Source organism: Streptomyces sp. NPDC058459 (genome assembly GCF_042721685.1).
Lineage (GTDB): Bacteria > Actinomycetota > Actinomycetes > Streptomycetales > Streptomycetaceae > Streptomyces.
This window is the reverse complement of sequence record NZ_JBHXLV010000145.1, coordinates 1-16,705: the sequence shown is the minus strand read 5'-3', so window position 1 is coordinate 16,705 and position 16,705 is coordinate 1. Positions and strand designations below refer to the sequence as shown.

At 69.6% G+C, this 16,705-nt stretch carries 18 protein-coding genes and 1 pseudogene; 16 read left to right on the top strand and 3 right to left on the bottom strand.

Annotation, left to right across the window (positions count from 1 at the left end; all coding sequences use genetic code 11):
• The 6 genes from ACFWN1_RS23345 to ACFWN1_RS23320 all read left to right on the top strand — a co-directional run.
• Window positions 1–270 (top strand): acyl-CoA dehydrogenase family protein (locus tag ACFWN1_RS23345; RefSeq protein WP_384365130.1); only part of this gene is annotated, 270 nt, incomplete at its 5' end.
• Window positions 267–953, top strand: coding sequence for a 4'-phosphopantetheinyl transferase family protein (locus tag ACFWN1_RS23340; protein ID WP_384365127.1), 687 nt, complete (start codon window positions 267–269; stop codon window positions 951–953). The genes ACFWN1_RS23345 and ACFWN1_RS23340, both read left to right, overlap by 4 nt.
• Entirely contained in the window at window positions 943–1,842 is a 900-nt protein-coding gene (locus ACFWN1_RS23335; protein WP_384365124.1) for a hypothetical protein, read from the top strand. Before ACFWN1_RS23340 ends, ACFWN1_RS23335 begins: the two co-directional genes overlap by 11 nt.
• Complete coding sequence (locus ACFWN1_RS23330; protein ID WP_384365121.1) at window positions 1,839–3,437, top strand: AMP-binding protein; 1,599 nt, start codon at window positions 1,839–1,841, stop codon at window positions 3,435–3,437. Before ACFWN1_RS23335 ends, ACFWN1_RS23330 begins: the two co-directional genes overlap by 4 nt.
• The gene (locus ACFWN1_RS23325; RefSeq protein ID WP_384365118.1) at window positions 3,434–4,642 is read left to right on the top strand and encodes an ATP-grasp domain-containing protein; all 1,209 of its coding nucleotides are present in this window, start codon (window positions 3,434–3,436) and stop codon (window positions 4,640–4,642) included. Before ACFWN1_RS23330 ends, ACFWN1_RS23325 begins: the two co-directional genes overlap by 4 nt.
• A gap of 11 nt (window positions 4,643–4,653) precedes the next feature.
• Window positions 4,654–5,202: a flavin reductase family protein gene (locus tag ACFWN1_RS23320; RefSeq protein ID WP_384365115.1), complete on the top strand. Its 549-nt coding sequence runs from the start codon at window positions 4,654–4,656 to the stop codon at window positions 5,200–5,202.
• A gap of 839 nt (window positions 5,203–6,041) precedes the next feature.
• On the opposite strand, the gene ACFWN1_RS23315 is transcribed toward ACFWN1_RS23320, so the two are convergent.
• The gene (locus ACFWN1_RS23315) at window positions 6,042–6,854 is read right to left on the bottom strand and encodes an alpha/beta fold hydrolase (RefSeq protein WP_384365112.1); all 813 of its coding nucleotides are present in this window, start codon (window positions 6,852–6,854) and stop codon (window positions 6,042–6,044) included.
• A 96-nt stretch (window positions 6,855–6,950) separates the two neighbouring features.
• Between ACFWN1_RS23315 and ACFWN1_RS23310 the strand changes: the two genes are divergently transcribed.
• Complete coding sequence (locus tag ACFWN1_RS23310) at window positions 6,951–7,394, top strand: MarR family winged helix-turn-helix transcriptional regulator (RefSeq protein WP_384365109.1); 444 nt, start codon at window positions 6,951–6,953, stop codon at window positions 7,392–7,394.
• Between the two features lie 201 nt (window positions 7,395–7,595).
• Here the strand turns inward: ACFWN1_RS23310 and ACFWN1_RS23305 are convergent, their stop codons facing one another.
• Entirely contained in the window at window positions 7,596–8,285 is a 690-nt protein-coding gene (locus ACFWN1_RS23305; protein ID WP_384365106.1) for a GntR family transcriptional regulator, read from the bottom strand.
• 135 nt (window positions 8,286–8,420) lie between these two features.
• Between ACFWN1_RS23305 and ACFWN1_RS23300 the strand changes: the two genes are divergently transcribed.
• The 5 genes from ACFWN1_RS23300 (at window position 8,421) to ACFWN1_RS23280 (ending at window position 12,173) form a co-directional block, all read left to right on the top strand.
• Window positions 8,421–8,843, top strand: a complete 423-nt coding sequence (locus ACFWN1_RS23300) for a VOC family protein (RefSeq protein ID WP_384365103.1) — start codon at window positions 8,421–8,423, stop codon at window positions 8,841–8,843.
• Window positions 8,840–9,601 (top strand): SDR family NAD(P)-dependent oxidoreductase, encoded by a 762-nt coding sequence (locus ACFWN1_RS23295; RefSeq protein WP_384365100.1) that lies wholly within the window; start codon window positions 8,840–8,842, stop codon window positions 9,599–9,601. Before ACFWN1_RS23300 ends, ACFWN1_RS23295 begins: the two co-directional genes overlap by 4 nt.
• Window positions 9,602–9,613: 12 nt before the next feature.
• Window positions 9,614–10,315, top strand: coding sequence for a glutamine amidotransferase (locus tag ACFWN1_RS23290; RefSeq protein WP_384365097.1), 702 nt, complete (start codon window positions 9,614–9,616; stop codon window positions 10,313–10,315).
• Between the two features lie 831 nt (window positions 10,316–11,146).
• Window positions 11,147–11,542, top strand: a complete 396-nt coding sequence (locus ACFWN1_RS23285) for a hypothetical protein (RefSeq protein ID WP_384365094.1) — start codon at window positions 11,147–11,149, stop codon at window positions 11,540–11,542.
• 211 nt (window positions 11,543–11,753) lie between these two features.
• Window positions 11,754–12,173 carry a hypothetical protein gene (locus tag ACFWN1_RS23280; protein ID WP_384365091.1) on the top strand — a complete coding sequence of 140 codons (420 nt, stop codon included), beginning with the start codon at window positions 11,754–11,756 and terminating at the stop codon, window positions 12,171–12,173.
• Between the two features lie 168 nt (window positions 12,174–12,341).
• On the opposite strand, the gene ACFWN1_RS23275 is transcribed toward ACFWN1_RS23280, so the two are convergent.
• Window positions 12,342–12,731, bottom strand: a complete 390-nt coding sequence (locus ACFWN1_RS23275) for a nuclear transport factor 2 family protein (RefSeq protein ID WP_384365088.1) — start codon at window positions 12,729–12,731, stop codon at window positions 12,342–12,344.
• Window positions 12,732–12,891: 160 nt separating this feature from the next.
• Here ACFWN1_RS23275 and ACFWN1_RS23270 point away from each other — a divergent pair.
• The 4 genes and pseudogenes from ACFWN1_RS23270 to ACFWN1_RS23255 form a co-directional block, all read left to right on the top strand.
• Window positions 12,892–13,011 (top strand): annotated as a pseudogene (locus ACFWN1_RS23270) (LysR family transcriptional regulator); the annotation flags it as partial.
• Window positions 13,012–13,048: 37 nt separating this feature from the next.
• Window positions 13,049–13,792, top strand: coding sequence for a LysR substrate-binding domain-containing protein (locus ACFWN1_RS23265; RefSeq protein WP_384365085.1), 744 nt, complete (start codon window positions 13,049–13,051; stop codon window positions 13,790–13,792).
• An 890-nt stretch (window positions 13,793–14,682) separates the two neighbouring features.
• Window positions 14,683–15,111 (top strand): IS3 family transposase, encoded by a 429-nt coding sequence (locus ACFWN1_RS23260; RefSeq protein ID WP_384365081.1) that lies wholly within the window; start codon window positions 14,683–14,685, stop codon window positions 15,109–15,111.
• Window positions 15,112–15,935: 824 nt separating this feature from the next.
• Complete coding sequence (locus ACFWN1_RS23255; protein WP_384365133.1) at window positions 15,936–16,688, top strand: thioesterase II family protein; 753 nt, start codon at window positions 15,936–15,938, stop codon at window positions 16,686–16,688.
• Window positions 16,689–16,705 lie beyond the last annotated feature (17 nt).

Genomic DNA, 16,705 nt, shown 5'->3' with positions numbered 1-16,705 from the left:
GTGGACGCCCTGGGACCAGCCGTCGCCGCCGAGCACGACCACACCGCCGCGGCGCTGGTGAAGGCGGCAGCCGGGGAGACGGCCGATCACGTCCTCGATGTCTGCGCGCACCTGTGCGGTGCGGACGGCTTCACCGCGGCGGGCATGCAGCACCGGCGCGCGGAGGCCGCGTTGTTCGGCATCGCGGGCGGCAGCACCGAAACCGTCCTCGCCTCTGTCGCCGACCACGCGGAGGCCCTGCTGTCCCGGCCCCGCGGGGTGGCGTCGTGACCGCCGCCACGGCTCCGGCGCGCCCCGGCCCGGCGGCCCGGCAAGCCGGTGCCTTCACCGTCGAGGTGGCGCCCGATGTGTGGGTCGTCTGGGCGCGCGAGGCCACCCCGAGTACCCACCCCGCCGACCTGGCGGACGTGAGCGGCCGGCCGCGGTGGCAACGCCGCCAGTCCCTGGCCGCCCGAGGACTGCTGCGTGCCCTGCTCGCCGAGGTGTGCCCCGGAACCGAGGACGTCCCGCTGACCGCCGGCGTCCACGGGCAGCCCGTGCTCAAGGGACTGCCCGGCCTGGGGGTCAGCCTCTCTCACGACGGAGCGGACGACGCCTCGGGCGGTGACCTGATGGCCGCCGCTGTGGCTCCGGGCCGGCGTGTGGGCGTGGACGTCCAGTTGCCCCCCGGCCCTGATCTGTCGCCCGGACTGGTCCGCCGGTGCCTGCGCGAACGTGCCGCGGAACTGTCCCCGCTGTCGGCCGACCGCCGCGCCCTGGAATTCGCCTGGGTATGGACCGTGCAGGAGGCCTGCGTAAAGGCCGACGGCACCGGTATCGCCGGCCGCCCGTGGTCCCTCGACGTCCCGGTGCGGCCCAGCACCGGCACCGTCGGCGATCTCACCTGGATCGCCCTGCGCCACCTCAGCGTCCATCCCGTGAGCTGCGCTTTTGGAGATGCCCGTGTCCGCTGAAGCACTGAGCTGCTACACCACCAACCTCAAGGAACACTTCCGTCTCACCGATCCCGGTGCCGAGCGGAAGCTGGCGACCGGCTTCACCCTCTCCGTCCGCCTCGACGGCCTCGACGGCACGCTGGCCTTCAGCCACCACGACCGGGTGGCGCCCGACTTCGGCTACCGCGGCGCACACCACTGGGACGACGCCCTGTCCGCCCTCCGGGGTGAGTTCGCCCGCCAGGGTGACGTGCTCGCCGTCGCCAACTGCCGCAACCTGCCGTGGAGCCCGTCCCACCTGGTTCGCGACGTGCCGCACTGGCTTCGCCTCACCGCCCGCGACGACGACCGCTGGCTGGTGGTGGACGACTTCGACGCTCTGCTGCCCGAAGGCCGGCAACTACCGTACTCGGGCTGGGCCGACGGAGCCGAACTGCGCGCGCTGCTCGCCCCGCTGCCGGGCCTGGACACCGTGACGCACCAGCGCGACGTGTACGCCCTCGGCGGTGGCCCCGCCTGGGTCCCGGACCCGGGGAACCACCGCTGGCTGGAGCACGGTGCCGGTCGCTTCGATCCGCACTCCGGCGACTGGGTCCGGGGCACCGTCGCCTCGCTCACCCTCCTCCGGGACCTGCTGTCTTCCGACCCGCAAGCACTGGTCGGCTACGCCGAGGACCTCTGGGCCGCGGCGCGCCATCACCAGTACCTGCACCGCGCCGAACCGGCGGTCGCCGCCGCGTGGAGCGAGCTGTCCCGCTCACTGCGCTACGCGGCCCAGTCGGCGGCACGCGGCCGGCCCCGTCCCTCGCTGGTACGCACCGCCTTCGACCGCATCATCACCGCGATCGGCCCCGATGAGGCGGCCGCTGCCGGCCCCACTGCCATGAGCGCGGGAACGGCCTGGTGACCGCCCGCACCGGGGACCACCCCGGCACCCTGCACGCGTGGTTCGCAGCATCGGCCGGACGCCATCCCGACCGCGTCGCCCTGGAGGCCGACGGGCAGGCCCTGACCTACCGCGAGCTCGACGAGTACAGTGCCCGCGTCGCGGCCGGCGTTCTCCGGGCCTGCCCAGGCCCGCCGCGCCGCGTCGGTCTGCTGGCCGGCCGTCGGCCCGCCACGTACGCCGGCTACCTGGCCATCCAGCGACTCGGCGCCACAGTCGTCCCGCTCAACACCGCGTGGCCCGGCGCCCGCAACGCCTCCGTCGCCCGCCGTGCCGGGCTCGACCTGGTACTGACCGACGGGACCGGGGGAGCACACCAGCTTTCCGTGCCACTGCTCGACCTGGCCGACGTAGCCGGCGACTCTGCCGGTGGCCCGCTTCCCTCCGGAGAAGTGGGGGCGCCCGCCTACATCCTGTTCACCTCCGGCAGTACCGGCGCTCCCAAGGGCGTGCCGATACTCCATGACAACGTCGTCCCGTACCTCGCCCACGTCATCGACCGCTACGAGGTCGGGCCCGGCTCCCGACTGTCCCAGACCTTCGATCTCACTTTCGATGTCTCCGTGTTCGACATGTTCACCGCGTGGGGCGGCGGCGCGACCCTGGTCGTCCCGAGCCGGGACGAGATCCTGGCACCCGTACGGTTTGTCAACGACCGTCACCTGACCCACTGGTGCTCCGTCCCGTCGGTGATCTCCTTCGCCCGCCGGATGCGGGCGCTTCGCCACGGCGCCATGCCGGGACTGCGGCACAGCCTCTTCGCAGGGGAGCCGCTCACCCTCCAGCAGGCCCAGGCGTGGCAGGCGGCCGCACCGGCCTCGCGACTGGAGAACTTCTATGGCCCGACCGAACTGACCATCACCTGTTCGGAGTTCGCTCTTGACACCGACATGGGCGGCTGGCCTTCGACGGCCAACGGAACAGTACCGATCGGCCATATCTACCCGCACCTGGAGCACCGCGTCCTCGACGCCGCGGGGCTGCCCACGGAGGAGGGAGAGCTGTGCGTGCGGGGACCCCAGCGTTTCCCCGGCTATCTGGACCCCGTCGACAACGCCGGACGCTTCTGGGACTTGGACGGCGACCGTCCCGCCGACCCCGCCCCGGGGCCGTCCGGTTCCGCCGTCCGGTCTACGGGCACGGTCCCGGCCCGCATGTGGTACCGCACCGGCGACCGGGTCCGCCCGGCCGGCCCCGACGGATTCCTCCATCTGGGCCGTCTCGACCACCAGGTGAAGGTCGACGGCTACCGCGTCGAACTAGGCGAGATCGAGTCCGCCCTGCGCGACCAGCCCGACGTTCACGACGCCGTGGTCCTGGCGCTGCCCACCGCGCACGGCGGCACCGAACTGCACGCGGTGTGCACCGGTGAGGACCCCGCCCCCGGCACACTGCTCGCCGCGCTCCGCGAACAACTGCCCGCCTACATGGTCCCCGCCTTCCTCCACGTTCGTTCCGAACTGCCTCTGAACGGCAACGGCAAGACAGACCGGACGGCTCTTGCCGCCCTGCTGCACGACGCCCCCGCCGTGACACCGGTCAAGGAGCTCCGATGACGAGCCGTCCGCCCGTAGCCCTCGTCGGCGCCCGTCCCGCCGAGGGCCACGCCACCCTGGCCCGCCTGGGGATTCCCTTCATCTGGATCGTCGACCCAGACGAGCCCCTGCCGCAGGCCGGACCGGGTGTTCTCGCCGTCCACCGCGCCCCCTACCGCGACGACCCGACCTCCCTGCTGGAGGTGCCGCTGCCGCGCGACACCGCCGCGGTCCTCTCCTTCACGGAGTTCGGCCTGCTCCCGGCCGCCCTGCTCTCCGAGGCGCTGGGACTGCCGTCGGTGTCCGTGGGCGCCGTACTGCGCACCCGGGACAAGCTCGTCATGCGCCGGGCACTGCAGGGCACCTGCCCCTGCCCCTGCCCCGCTTTCGGCATCGTCGGTGAGGACGAGCCGGACGCGCACGACTTCCCCCTCATCGCCAAGCCCGTCCGGGGCGCCGGCAGCCGGGGCCTGCGCTACGTCACCGGACCTGCCGACTACCGGGCGCTGCGCGAAGAGCTTCGCGGCATGCTCTGGGAGCGCTACGTCAGAGGTCCCGAGTACAGCGTGGAGGCGGTGTCCGACGAGGACGGCCACCGCATCCTGGGTATCACCGCCAAGCGCACCAGCGGACGCCCGCGCTTCATCGAGATCGGTCACGAGTCCCCGGCCCCCGTCGACCCGAACGTCCGCGACAGTATCGAAGAATGCGTGCGCCGCTGCCTCGACGTCCTCGGGGTCGACCGGGGCGCCAGCCACACCGAGGTCAAGGTCGAGGACGGCCGGGTACACGTGATCGAGACGCACACTCGACCCGGCGGCGACCGCATCCCGCTGCTGACCCGCCTGGTCACCGGGCTCGACCAGTACGAGCTGGCCATCCGCTCGATCCTCCCGGGCACGGCCCAACGGAAGCCGCGACCCTGCTTCGCCCATGCTGCCGTGCACTACTTCCCCTGGGAGGACGCCGTCCTCGCCGACCACAACGATCCGGACCGGTGCCGCGCCCTCGACGGCGTGGTGGAACTGGAGGTGCACGCGCGCCCCGGTGACCACCTGCCGGTTTGGCAGCACAGCCACGAGCGTCCGGGCCACGTCGTCGTCGGTGCCGCCAGCCGCGACGAACTCCACACCCGGGTGCTGGCCGTGGAGGAGAAGCTGAGCCCGGCACTCCACCGCGCGGTTGACGCCGTGTCCGTCGCGCCCGCGCTGATACCCGCTTCCTGAGGAGTCATCCCATGGGTCTTCCCGCACCCGCTGCCACGTCCCTGCCGCCGGCCTCCGAGAACCGCGCTCAGCACGGGCGGCGTGCCGACCGCGACACCTTCTGCGCCGCCATGACCCATCTCCCCAGCGGCGTCAGCATCATCACGACGCAGAGTCCGGACGGTCCGCTGGGCTGTACCGTCAACTCCGTCATCTCGCTGTCCACCCAGCCGCCTTCGTTGCTGGTGTCGCTCGCCAACACCAGCCGCACCCTGCTCCACACCCTGCGTACCGGCGGCTTCGCCGTCAATGTCGTCTCCTGGCAGCAGCAGGAGCTCTATCGGCAGTTCGCCTCGGGAGACCCCCTGCGACGCTTCGACGACATCACGTACACCGTTCGTGACGGTCAGCCTGTACTGACCCACACGTCCGCCGTGTTCACCTGCACCGTCGAACGGTCCATCGAGGTCGGCGACCATACCCTCCTGGTCGGTAGCCCCACCGAGGCGTTTCACGACGCGGACGCCCACGCCCTGGTCCTACACCGTCACCACGCACACCGGCTCGCCCCGCACGCGTGATGCGTCTCCGCTTCGACGCGGCGCCCCGGGTTCTTCGCCCGAGGGCTGTCCCTGGTGATGAGGGCGAGCACCCGGGCCACGGTGGAAGTCACCGAGAGATCCACGGGGCATCGCTGTCATGGAGCATTGTCGGATGAGAGGTGGCGCTGTCCCATTTCCGTGAGTCCTGATCTCCTCGGCTGGTGGGTGTTGGTGTGCTCGATGGTGTGGATCAGGGAGAGCGGGACCCGGACCCGGAAGGGCTGGTGGCGGTTCGAGTGGGCTTCGCCGGCTGTGTCGGTTCGGGCGTCGCGAGGTCCGGCGGTGCGCCGTCTGCCGGTCCCGTACCTCCCGGTTTTCCTCCCGTAGTCCGGTGACGCCCGCCTGGAGCTGCTCCAGGATCTTCAGGCGGCTCTGCGAGACGTCACCGTGCAGTGCGGTCGGCCCCACCGTCGGGTCATGGAGAAGCGAGTTGCTTTCGTATCGCCTCCAGTTCCTTCATGGCGTCGCCGGACGCTTCTTTCCACCCCATATGACCCCCTGAGCACTTCGAGCATGCGACCGCCCATGTCTCCCCACCGGGAATTGAGGTGACGCGACGGTTTCCAGCCCTTCCCCGGCCGCGAGTCCCACCGCCCCGCCCCGTACACCCGTGGCGGTCGCCGCCACCGTCGCTCCCGCCCGCCGGGTGCTGACGGCCGGGGGCCGCGACATGATCGAACTGCGCGCCGCCTACGGCACGACGAAATCGGGCTGCGGCAGACCGGCGCGCAGTGGCTGTACGGGCGGTTGGAGCTGGGCGCGGTCGCCGACGTCGGAGACGCCGGTGACACGGGCGCCGCGCGGCCCTCGACGGGCCGTCAGCCCGTTGCCACGGCCATTCCGTCGAGGTAGGCGTCGAGGGCGGCGAACGTCGCCGCGGGCTGTTCGATGTGCGGGAGGTGGCCGGCCTCGGGCACGGACACGAACCGCGCGTCGGCGAACGCCGCCGCGAACGCCCGCCCGTACGCGGGCGTCATGATCCGGTCGCTCTCGCCCCACAGCACGAGCGCCGGTATCCGGATCCGCCCGAGGCGGTTCATGAGTTTGGGGTCGTGCATGTACGGGTCGCCGGACAGCGCCCGGAGCGTTGCCATGTTGGCCTTCTGGGTGGTGATCTGTTCCTCGGTGAGGGTGGCCGGGTTCACGGCGAAGCGGGCCGGGTCGTGGAAGGAGTACGTGCCGATCTCGCGCGGGTCGAGAGCGAAGATGTCGCGGACCGGCTCGCCCGGTACGTCCACCCCCGCGGAGTTGACGAGCGCGAGACGGGTGATGCGGTCGCCGTCGTCGCGGAAGGCCATCTCGGCAGCGGTCCAGCCGCCGAGCGAGGAGCCCACGACGAGGACGTCGCGGTGGTCCTCGTCCTTGAGCCAGTGCAGATAGGCGAGGGCGAGGTCGTCCATGCCGGTGAACCAGTCCGGGCGTTCGGTGCCGTTCCAGCCCGGATGCGTGGGCACCACCACCCGCATGCGAGCGGCCAGATGGGCGGCGATGCCTCCCACGGTGGCGGGGCCGCCACCGCCGTGCAGGACGAGGGCGAGGGGGCCGTCCTCGGGGCCGCTCTCGGTGAGGGTGAGCGGGAGGTCGGGGCGGGTGCGGACGGTACGGGTCCTGGTGCTCTTGGTGTCGGCCATGCGCCACAAGGTATCTACGCATGCATATATACGCAAGCGTATTCGGCGCGTTAGAATCACGCCATGACTGGTGGCACGAGTGAACGGGAGAGGCGCGTGGACGATCAGGAGGGCGGTGCGGTCGACCTCGAAGCACTGGGACGGGCCGTGAAGGAGGCGCAGTACCGGCATCACCGGGCGCTCGACACCCGCCTCGCGGCGGTCGGCACGACGCTCGCCCAGTGGGACGCGCTGCGGGCCGTCGGCCGGTCACCCGGTGCCTCCGCGCACGAGCTGGCGGTGGCGACCTTCCAGGGCGACCAGTCCTTCGGCACGCTGGCCGGCCGTCTCGCCGCCCAGCACCTGGTCGAGCGGCGTCCCGGCCGTGGCCGCCGGATCGAGCATCATCTCACCGAGGCCGGCGAGCGGACGCTGGAGGCGGGGCGTGCCGTCGCGGTCGAGGTGCTCACCGCGTCCTTCGCTCCGCTCGACGAGGGTGAGCGGGTCACGCTGCTGGGCCTGTTGCGTCGACTGGGCATGGATGCCAGGACGGTTCCCTAGAGTCGGTCCTACGGGAATACGTTCTTTCCGCTGTGGAACAGCACGAGCAGCGCCTTCGCCCCGGCCGGCGCGGCCTCGGGGCTGGCCGGTGCGGCCAGGGCCGTCCGGCACCGTCGCCGCGCGCCTTCGGCTCCGGGCCGTCCGTGGCCCGGCGGATCTCGCGTCCGGAGCACGGCACTCGCGAGAATCCACCGAGCATGATCAAAATGATGCAGGCGACGCGTTCGGCAGACCCGCCAGTAGCGAGCGGCGAGCGGAGTCGACGTGTTCCTCGGCCTTTCGTGCCAGGGTCCGTACGTCGCCATCGCGCAAAAGGGCTGCCAGTTCCCGATGTTCGTCCACGACCCGGGCACGGTAGTGGTCATAGCCGGACTCGACCCGGCGCAGCTGGAACAGATGGATCTGAGATCGGATGGCGCGCCACGCCGTAGTGAGGCGCCCGTTGCCGGCGGCGGCATAGATCTGGTCGTGGAACGCGATGTCCAGTGCCACCAGACGACGGCGGTCGGCGGTGGCACGGCATTCAGTGTCCATCGCGTCGACGAGGCGGTCGAGTTCCGCGAAGCCCGCGGTGCCCGCCGACCGCCGCGCGGTCGTCGCGGCGAGGCGGTCGAGCGCGGCGCGCAGGGCGTAGACCTCCTCGACGTCCTCGGTTCGCACCTCGATGACGGTGGTCGCCCGGTGCCAGCCTGTGCGGATGAGGCCTTCGTGTTCCAGCTCGGCGAGGCCCTGACGGACCGAGCCGCGGCTGATGCCGAGGTGCGTTGCCAGTTCAACCTCCCGCAGCGGTGCTCCAGGCGGGAAGTGGCCGGCGAGGATCGCCTCGCGGACCAGGTCGGCTGCCTCGTCGGCGAGCCCGCGACGGGCGGCTTTCGGCAGAGCGGAAACCATGTTCGAATGTTGACATCCGAGCGTCGATCAGGCAAGTCCCGGTTTCCCGCCAATGTCTAATGTTGACATTCGAACATCCTCCGGTGAGGGTGGACAGGGTTGCCCGCCCATCCCCTCACGAGAGGAGGGACGCCCGTGTCGTCCCGTCCCGCTGTACACCTGGCCATCCCGGTCGACGACCTCGGCGCCGCCCGTACCTACTACGGAGACGTCCTGAACCTGCCGGAAGGACGGTCCACCAACCACTGGGTCGACTGGGACCTGCACGGTCACCAGTTGGTGACGCACCTCGTTCCCACCGCACCCGCACCGGCCGGCGTCAGCGTGGTGGAGCAGCACACCGTACCCATCCCGCACTTCGGCCTGCTGCTGACCGAGGAGCGTTTCCACACCACCGCCGACCGGCTACGGGCAGCCGGTGTGCGTTTCGACATCGAGCCACACTGCCGCTTCCCCGGCCAACCGGCGGAGCAATGGACCATGTTCTTCCGCGACCCCGCCGACAATGCTCTGGAGTTCAAGGCATTCCGCGATGAGTCGATGGTGTTCGCGCGATGAGGGGCGTCCTGGTGACCGGCGCCTCCCGGGGCATCGGCCGGGCCGTCGCAATGGCGTTTGCCGCAGGCGGGGACCGAGTAGCGGTGCAGTACGCCAGCCGACGTACAGACGCCGAAGAAACGCTGCGGCAGCTGCCGGGTACCGGGCACACGCTGATCGAAGGCGATCTCGGCGATCCTGGTACCGGCGAACGGATCGTGGCGGAGGCCGTGACGGCGCTCGGTGGCATCGACGTCCTGGTCAACAACGCCGCCGTGGCACCGGCGGCCAGCACACACCACCCGGTCGCCGATGTCCCACTGCACACCTGGCAGCAGATCTGGCGACGCATGCTGGACGTCAACGTGCTGGGCACGGCCGATGTGACCTGGGCGGTGGCCCGGCACCTCATCGACCGCGGTGCCGGCGGGAGCATCGTGAACGTCGGATCACGCGGCGCGTTCCGCGGCGAACCCGAGTTTCCCGCCTACGGAGCGAGCAAGGCCGCGCTGCACGCCTTCGGTCAGTCGATGGCTGTCGCGCTGGCGCCACACGGCATCGCCGTCACGTCGGTGGCCCCGGGATTCGTCGCCACCGAACGCCAGTCCACCAAACTCACCGGCCCGGACGGGGATCTGCTCCGCAGCCAGAGCCCGTTCGGCCGGGTCGGCACCCCCGAGGAAATTGCCGCCACTGTGTGCTTCCTCGCGTCGCCGGCCGCAGCCTGGACATCGGGCACCATCGTCGACCTCAACGGCGCCTCATACCTGCGCACCTGAAAGGCCACCCGCATGCCTCCCATCGCCCTGGCCATCCGTCATCTCGGCTTCGAGGACCTCGGGCTGCTCCATCCGTTGCTGCGCGATCGAGGCTACGACGTGCGCTATCTCGACGTGGCCGCTGAAGGCATCGATTCCGACGCGGTCACCGACGCCGATCTGCTCGTCGTGCTCGGAGGCCCGGTCGGTGCCAACGACACCGACCGCTACCCGGTCCTGCACGAAGAGCTGACCGCACTGCGAGCACGGCTCACCACGCGGAGACCAACGATTGGAATCTGTCTCGGTGCCCAGCTCCTCGCCCGCGCGCTCGGGGCCGCAGTCGCTCCCGGCCCGGCCACAGAGATCGGGTACGCCCCCCTTGCCCTCACGCCCGAAGGCATGACTTCGGCCCTGCGTCACCTCGCCGATGTTCCCGTCCTGCACTGGCACAACGACTGTTTCGAATTGCCCGCCGGCGCCCGCCACCTCGCGTCCACCGCGCGATACCTGCACCAGGCGTTCGCCGTCGGAGCCCATGTCCTCGGACTCCAATTCCACCTGGAAACCGATCACCGTGACATCGAACACTGGCTCATGGGCCACGCCGAGGCTCTCATCGCCGCGGACATCGATCCGCGCACCCTGCGGCGTGACGCAGCCGCAGTCGGCCCCGAGCTGAGCCGACAGGCTGCCAACGTCGTCACTGAGTGGCTGGACAAGGCCAACTGCTGAGCACAATCCTCCGCACGTGCTGGCGCGACTGAATGCGAGCCGGGCAGCCCGAGCTTCGCCTTCGTGAGGATCTGCTCGTGCACACGCCGCAGCGCCGGGCCGGTAGCGGGCCAGGGCGTCTGCGGCTCGTCCACTTCGCGGCCGTGGACACGCCGTGGTTCACCACGCCCTCACGCCGCGCACGTGCGAGTAACCGGCGTCGTGAGTCCTCGCACCGGGAGAAACGCACCGCCGAATGGGATCTGACCGATGTGCAATCACGGCTCGGCAGGCACACCGAACTGCTGCCCGGACCGGAAGAGAAGAAGGTCGACGACTGTTTCCTCGACAGCGAGGACGTATGCTCCGGACTGCCGCGTCTGCCGCGTCTGCCGCGTCTGCCGCGTCTGCCGCGTCTGCCGCGACAGACGCACGGCGTCACCCGCGTTGGCCAGAGCGCGGCGCAGGCGGGAGATGTAGCTGTAGAGCGTCCCAAGAGCCGGTTGCGGAGCGCGTTCCCCCACACCCGTTCGATCAGCTGGTCGGCCGACCCACTCCGGTTCGCGTCCGCGAGCAGCGCGGCCAGGACGGACCGCTGCCGAACAGGCCCGAGATCCACCGGTTCTCCGTCGACGGTCGCCTCGACGCTGCCGAGCAAGCAGAAGCGCACCGCCATGCCCCCCTCCTGCCGGAATCCTGGCCAGCGGGAAACCGCTTCCCCCGGTCGATTCAAGGTCTTGCAAGATTCGTTCAGGACAGGCCGCCCAGAATCGTTCCGAGCAGAGGTCATCCGGCCTCCGGCTCTCCCCCTGGTCATCGCCACGGGGACCACGACGACTCACGGGAGTAGGAATGGCACTGAATGTCAAGCGGTCGGCGCTGGCGGTCGGCGGACTTGCGCTCGCCGTCGGCATGATGGCACAGGGATCCGCGCAGGCTGCCACTGGCACCGGGAGGACCAGCCCCAGCTCCTACGGGAACGCGACCTTCAACACCTCGACGGGACGGCTGACCGTCAACGACACCAAGTCGGACAGCCGAAGGGTGGTGGCGACGGTCTGGAACACGGACTTGGGCTATGCCGAGGTGGTGTCCGGCCAGGATGCCAACGGCGACAACGGTGTTCCCGGCACGGCGACGGCGTCGGGCGGGTACTCCTCCGGAGACCGCCTCATGATCGAAGTGTGCCGACGCAACGGGGCCGGTGGCACCGACACCGACTGCGGCCACGGATACGTGACGGCCTAGCGGCGGAGCGCGGTCTCACTCTTCCGGACCGGTGCGGCGGCGAAGGCCGTGGCTCCGGTCCGGAGCTGAGACTGACCCACGACTCCCGTTACCCGGGGCCCGGCCGGAGGGTTGTCCCCTGTCGTCGTACTGACCGCCCAACACTTGCGACTCCAGCGGTGGCGGCGACTCGGCAACGTTCTGTGTCACGTCGGTCGGAGGTGCCCGCACCGTGTCCGTGACCCCTCTCCCGCGCACCGCAAGCACGGTCCCGCTCGCGGTCGCCGTGGACCAGTTCCTCGACCGCTTCCATGACGACCCCGGCACCCGCACCACCTACGCCGAGACCCTGGCCCGGCTCCGCGGGCTCGTCGGCGACCAGTTCGCCACCGGCGACCTCACCCGGACCGGGGCCGGTTCTGTCGGCTGCTGGGTGGCCTCAGAGGGGTGGTGCGATGATCCGGCCCGAGCCGACCCGACAGGCATCGCCGCCGACGCGGACCGCGTGGACCCGGCCGCCTTCGTACCGGGCGGTGGCGTAAAGGGTGCAGGGGCGGTCGATGTAGTGGCCCTGGCTGATGGTGACCTGTGCGCCGGAGGCGAGCAGCCGGTGGTTGACCAGGTGGGCGGCCGGCGGGCCAGCTCGGGATGAAGGCCCTGGCCGACGGCGGCCTGGTGCGTCAGCTCGCGGTCGAAGGCCGGTGGTCGGCCGCCGGATCGGCCGATCGGGACCCACCTTCGTCGGGCTGCGGGATCCAGGCGGTGATCCCGCGGCCCGACGGACAGATCGCCAAGCGCACGAAGCGAGCCATGACTTCGGCTACTCCCCCCATCCGGTGGGCGGAGCCAGAGTTCCCTCGTCGAAGTGCCAGTACTCGACGAGTTCCTCGCAAAGGCCGTCGTCCGCAAAACGGAGAAGGAACGATCCAGCGAGGGTGACAGCGGACCCGCTGTTGGTCAGGTTGACCCACCACTCAACGGCCGCGCGGTTGCCGACCACAATGGGGGTGCCGTACCGGACGGAGATGTCCGACTGAGTCGAGGTCACCTTCGACCAGTAATCACGAATGCCGCTCCTGCCCTGGAACGCCGGTGCGTACGGCTTCTCTCGATACTGGCCGTCTTCCGTGAAAAGCATTTCGATAGCTGCAGGGTCGCGATTTGCCCAGGCAGCACGGTAGCCATCGAGGAACTTCTCCACCACGGTCATCTCTCATTCCTTTCGTAAGCCGGTCGCTGACCAGATCGGGGTACTGCTGGCCCGTCATCTCGATCACGAATACACGGGGTTGCCGGCGAACGCGAGCCAGTCCATATATCCAAACCCAGGCGCACTGCCATTGTCACGTAAATCGGGGCGATGGTTTGAGATGCCAGCCATCACCATGGATGATGGCTTCATGGATCCCAGACAGCTCGAGATTGTCCTGGCGGTTGCTTCGGAGGGCAGCTTCAGCGCCGCCGCTCGTACGCTGCACGTCGTCCAATCGGCGGTTTCGGCGGAGTATCCGCTCGACCGAACACCAAATGGGCGTCGAACTGTTCCAGCGGCGAGCTCGCGGCGCGGTGCTTACCCGGGAGGGCGACGCCTTCGTCGCAGCAGCCCGAGAAGCGCTACGGGCTCTGCGCCGCATCCCGGAAGCTGTGAGCGCGGCGCAGGGCGTGCTCAGCGGCGAACTGTCCATCGGCGTCATGCACGGCGCGTGGGGAGGCCTGGACAAGGCGCTTCTCAAAATACGCGCGGAGCATCCAGGAGTTCAGATGTACCTCCGCCAGACAGCGGCCTCCGACCTCGTCCGGGAGCTGCGTGAGTTCCATGTGGACATCGCCGTCACCGCGCTCCCCGACAGGCCGGTACCAGGAATTCGTTATCGGGAGATAAGCAACGAACCGCTGGTCCTGGTCGCGGCGCACAACACGGATTTGCCGAACTCGACGATCACCCTGCAGGAGATCGCCGACGTGCCCTACATCGACTTAAGCACTGCATGGGCGCTGCGTGCAACCGTCGATCATGCCTTCGCCGCAGCTGGCGTAACGCGCGTACGCACCTGTGAACTCACAGACATCAACGCGGCCGCAGAGCTGGTTCGTGCCGGCCTGGGTGTCACTATCGTGCCGAGAAGCCTCGCGGAACGCTTCTTCGTCGGCACCATCCGGTCCGTAAGGCCCAGCCTTCCACACTGGCGGGTCGGCACAGCCCAGTTGTCTGGTTCAGTCGTTCCGGCCGCGGAGGCGCTAGCCAGGGCCCTGCATGGCGATGCCGGGTAGGATCGGCCCGAGCCAGTGGTGTAGGTAGGCCCTATCACGGCATGAGCCGCCGTCCGCGACCCTAAGGCGCTGTCCAGGCTCTTCGAGGACTGGGAAACCGAGACCATGCATGCCCAGGGCTGGGGCCGCAGCCGGCAACCAGGATCTCCCCAGAGTCCACCAGCCCGCCCGCACCTCGTGCCGAAGGGACAGGGCTGACGAAAGCCCCCTCCTTACCCAAAAAGCCCCTGCTCGTACCCGCCGACCGCCAGACTCAAGAGGTGGTGCCGGTCTCATTCCCGTGGGGGGCATCACACCCCGGAGGTCCCGGTCCCGGGTCAGCGATCAGGGACCGGAATCGTGTGGCCCCGCGCTCCACCCGCCGGGCCACACGCACAACCCACCGGGCGCGGGCCCGGATCACTCGCCCGGGTTGTCCGAGCGGACCAACCGGCTGCTGCTGTAGGAGTCGGCGGGAGGAGACCGGCCGCCTTTCACCGGTTCCGTAGCGGAGCGGTCCGCGGTCAACAACGAGTACATCGTGGCCGAAGCCGATCACACCGTCCGGAGCTGGGGTCCCTTTGCCTACGGTCAGGGGTATGAGCGACAACGACCGGCACTGCCAGCGTGCGGCCGCGGACCTGCTGAGGGTGTGGACCAGCGACATCTACGACGAGGCTGCGCGAGTTGTGAGGACTCATCCGCCGACTACCCGCCGCTCGTGTGGACCATGGACATCGAGTCATGGCACGCCCTTCCCAGTACCGCTTGAGCTGCGCCGTCGTGCGGTGCGGATGGTCGCCGAGGTGCGTCCGTAGTACGGCACCGAGTGGGCCGCGTGGAGGCGGTCGCCCAGAAGCTGGGCATCGGCACGACCGAGACGCTGCGCGAATGGGTGCGGCAGGACCAGATTGACGCCGGCGCCCGCCCCGGGCACCACGAGTGAGGAGTCGGCCGAGCTGAAGCGGCGTAGCGTTCATCGACGAGCACAAGGACCGCTTCAGCGGCGTCGAGCCGATCTGCCGGGCCTGACCGGCCACGACCGCAAGATCGCCCCCTCCATCTACTACGCCCACCACGAACGCCAGGCCGCCCCTGCGGCCCGCACCCTCCGCGACGCCGAGCTGAAGACCCTGATCCGTCAGGCTTACGAGACCAACTACCGCGTCTACGGCGCCCGAAAGATCTGGCGGCACCTCGACCGCCAGGAGGTCACGGTGGCCCGCTGCACCTTCGAACGCCGCCCGGACGCTGGTGACCGCTATGGCCAGGACCGGTGCGCCTGTGCTGGTCCGGGCGAGGAGCGGCCGCCGGCTGCCCGTACTGGGTCGCTGCGGTGACGGTTCCTGGCTGTCGGCGATCGGCGCCGTCCCGGTGCGGGTCATCGACTGCGAGATCGCCATCACCACGGCCACAGGCCGCCGCACCGGCCTCTAACGGCTCGTCACCACCCTGACCGACCGCCACACCCACCCTGCCGCCGAACTGATCACCTTGTATCACCAGCGATGGGAGATCGAGACCGCCTACCTGGAGATCAAGTCCACCGTCCTGGGGCGGCCGTGTCCTGCGTGCCCGCACCCCGGACGGCATCGACCAGGAGGTCTACGCGCTGCTGCTGGTCACCTACCAGGGCCTGCGCCTGGCCATGGCCGATGCCACCGGCGTCGCCGCCGGCGGAAACCCGGAAGTGCCGAAACCCGGAAGTCCGGAAACCGGGATATCCGGGGGTCCGCGGAATGCCGGCCGGATCGCGACATGGCGCCGTCCCGCCCGCCAGAACGCGACCCGAACCACCTGCTTCGCGGCCGTGCTCCCCGTCGCTCCGTCGCTTCGGCCGGTGGTCCCGCTGGGTGCACAACGGACGATACCGCCCAGACCCGGCGGGGAACGTATTCGGACATCGAGGGCGTTCTCCCTGCCTCAAACGCTCTTTTATCCGCTGAACCCGCCACCTTTTCCCACCCCGCGGCCCCCGGCGGGCCGGCCGTGTTCCGGCCAGGGGTGTTTCGGTCATGTAGGGGTGCCGATTAGGGGTATTGAACCGCTCGGTGCCTCTGCTAGACATGGCGCTGTGAAGGAAGCGTGTTCGTGCCGGCGCGGCATCGAGCGCGCGACCGCGTCCGGACGATGAGCGGAAAGTTTCAGTCAGTTGGCAGAAAACATGGCCTCCAGTCGCTGGATCCGCCGCTACCATCCGTCGGAGGGAAGCCGGGTCCGACTGGTCTGCCTGCCGCACGCCGGTGGCTCGGCCTCCTTTTACTTCCCGATGTCGCAGGCGCTCGCTCCGGGGTTGGATGTCCTCTCGGTGCAGTACCCCGGTCGCCAGGACCGCAGGGATGAGCCCGGCATTACTGATATGTCTCTCTACGCCGACGAGTTGACCAGGGAACTCCTGCCCTGGGCCGACCTGCCGCTGGCCTTCTTCGGGCACAGCATGGGCGCGGTCCTCGCCTTCGAGGTGACGCGGAGACTGGAACGCGACCACGGTGTGGCGCCCGTGCGGATCTTCGCCTCCGGACGCCGCGCGCCGTCCAGCCACCGCCACGAGGCGGTGCACCTGCGCGACGACGACGGCGTCGTTGCGGAGATGCGTGAACTCAGCGGGACGGATTCGAGGATTCTCGGGGACGAGGAAATCCTCCGCATGGTGCTGCCCGCAATTCGCACCGATTACACCGCGATCGAGAACTATCGTGCCACGCCGGAGGACGTCGTGCGCACGCCCATCACAGTGCTGACCGGAGAAGCGGATCCGCGAACGACCCGCGAAGAGGCGGAGTCCTGGGAAAAGCACACCACCGGTGATTTTGAAATTCACTGTTTCCCTGGGGGTCACTTCTTTTTGGCGAATCATCAGGCGCGCATCATGAGAATTGTTTCCGAGGGGCTGGCCGCAGGCGCTCGGACGAACTGAACCAAGCGCTTCGGCAC

What these genes read in the sequence shown, in the direction of transcription:
- ACFWN1_RS23325 (WP_384365118.1), top strand. Translation starts at nt 3,434, where the DNA reads ATGACGAGCCGTCCGCCCGTAGCCCTCGTCGGCGCCCGTCCCGCCGAG.
- ACFWN1_RS23320 (WP_384365115.1), top strand. Translation starts at nt 4,654, where the DNA reads ATGGGTCTTCCCGCACCCGCTGCCACGTCCCTGCCGCCGGCCTCCGAG.
- ACFWN1_RS23315 (WP_384365112.1), bottom strand. Translation starts at nt 6,854, where the DNA reads ATGGCCGACACCAAGAGCACCAGGACCCGTACCGTCCGCACCCGCCCC.
- ACFWN1_RS23305 (WP_384365106.1), bottom strand. Translation starts at nt 8,285, where the DNA reads ATGGTTTCCGCTCTGCCGAAAGCCGCCCGTCGCGGGCTCGCCGACGAG.
- ACFWN1_RS23295 (WP_384365100.1), top strand. Translation starts at nt 8,840, where the DNA reads ATGAGGGGCGTCCTGGTGACCGGCGCCTCCCGGGGCATCGGCCGGGCC.
- ACFWN1_RS23290 (WP_384365097.1), top strand. Translation starts at nt 9,614, where the DNA reads ATGCCTCCCATCGCCCTGGCCATCCGTCATCTCGGCTTCGAGGACCTC.
- ACFWN1_RS23285 (WP_384365094.1), top strand. Translation starts at nt 11,147, where the DNA reads ATGGCACTGAATGTCAAGCGGTCGGCGCTGGCGGTCGGCGGACTTGCG.
- ACFWN1_RS23275 (WP_384365088.1), bottom strand. Translation starts at nt 12,731, where the DNA reads ATGACCGTGGTGGAGAAGTTCCTCGATGGCTACCGTGCTGCCTGGGCA.
- ACFWN1_RS23265 (WP_384365085.1), top strand. Translation starts at nt 13,049, where the DNA reads ATGGGCGTCGAACTGTTCCAGCGGCGAGCTCGCGGCGCGGTGCTTACC.
- ACFWN1_RS23255 (WP_384365133.1), top strand. Translation starts at nt 15,936, where the DNA reads ATGGCCTCCAGTCGCTGGATCCGCCGCTACCATCCGTCGGAGGGAAGC.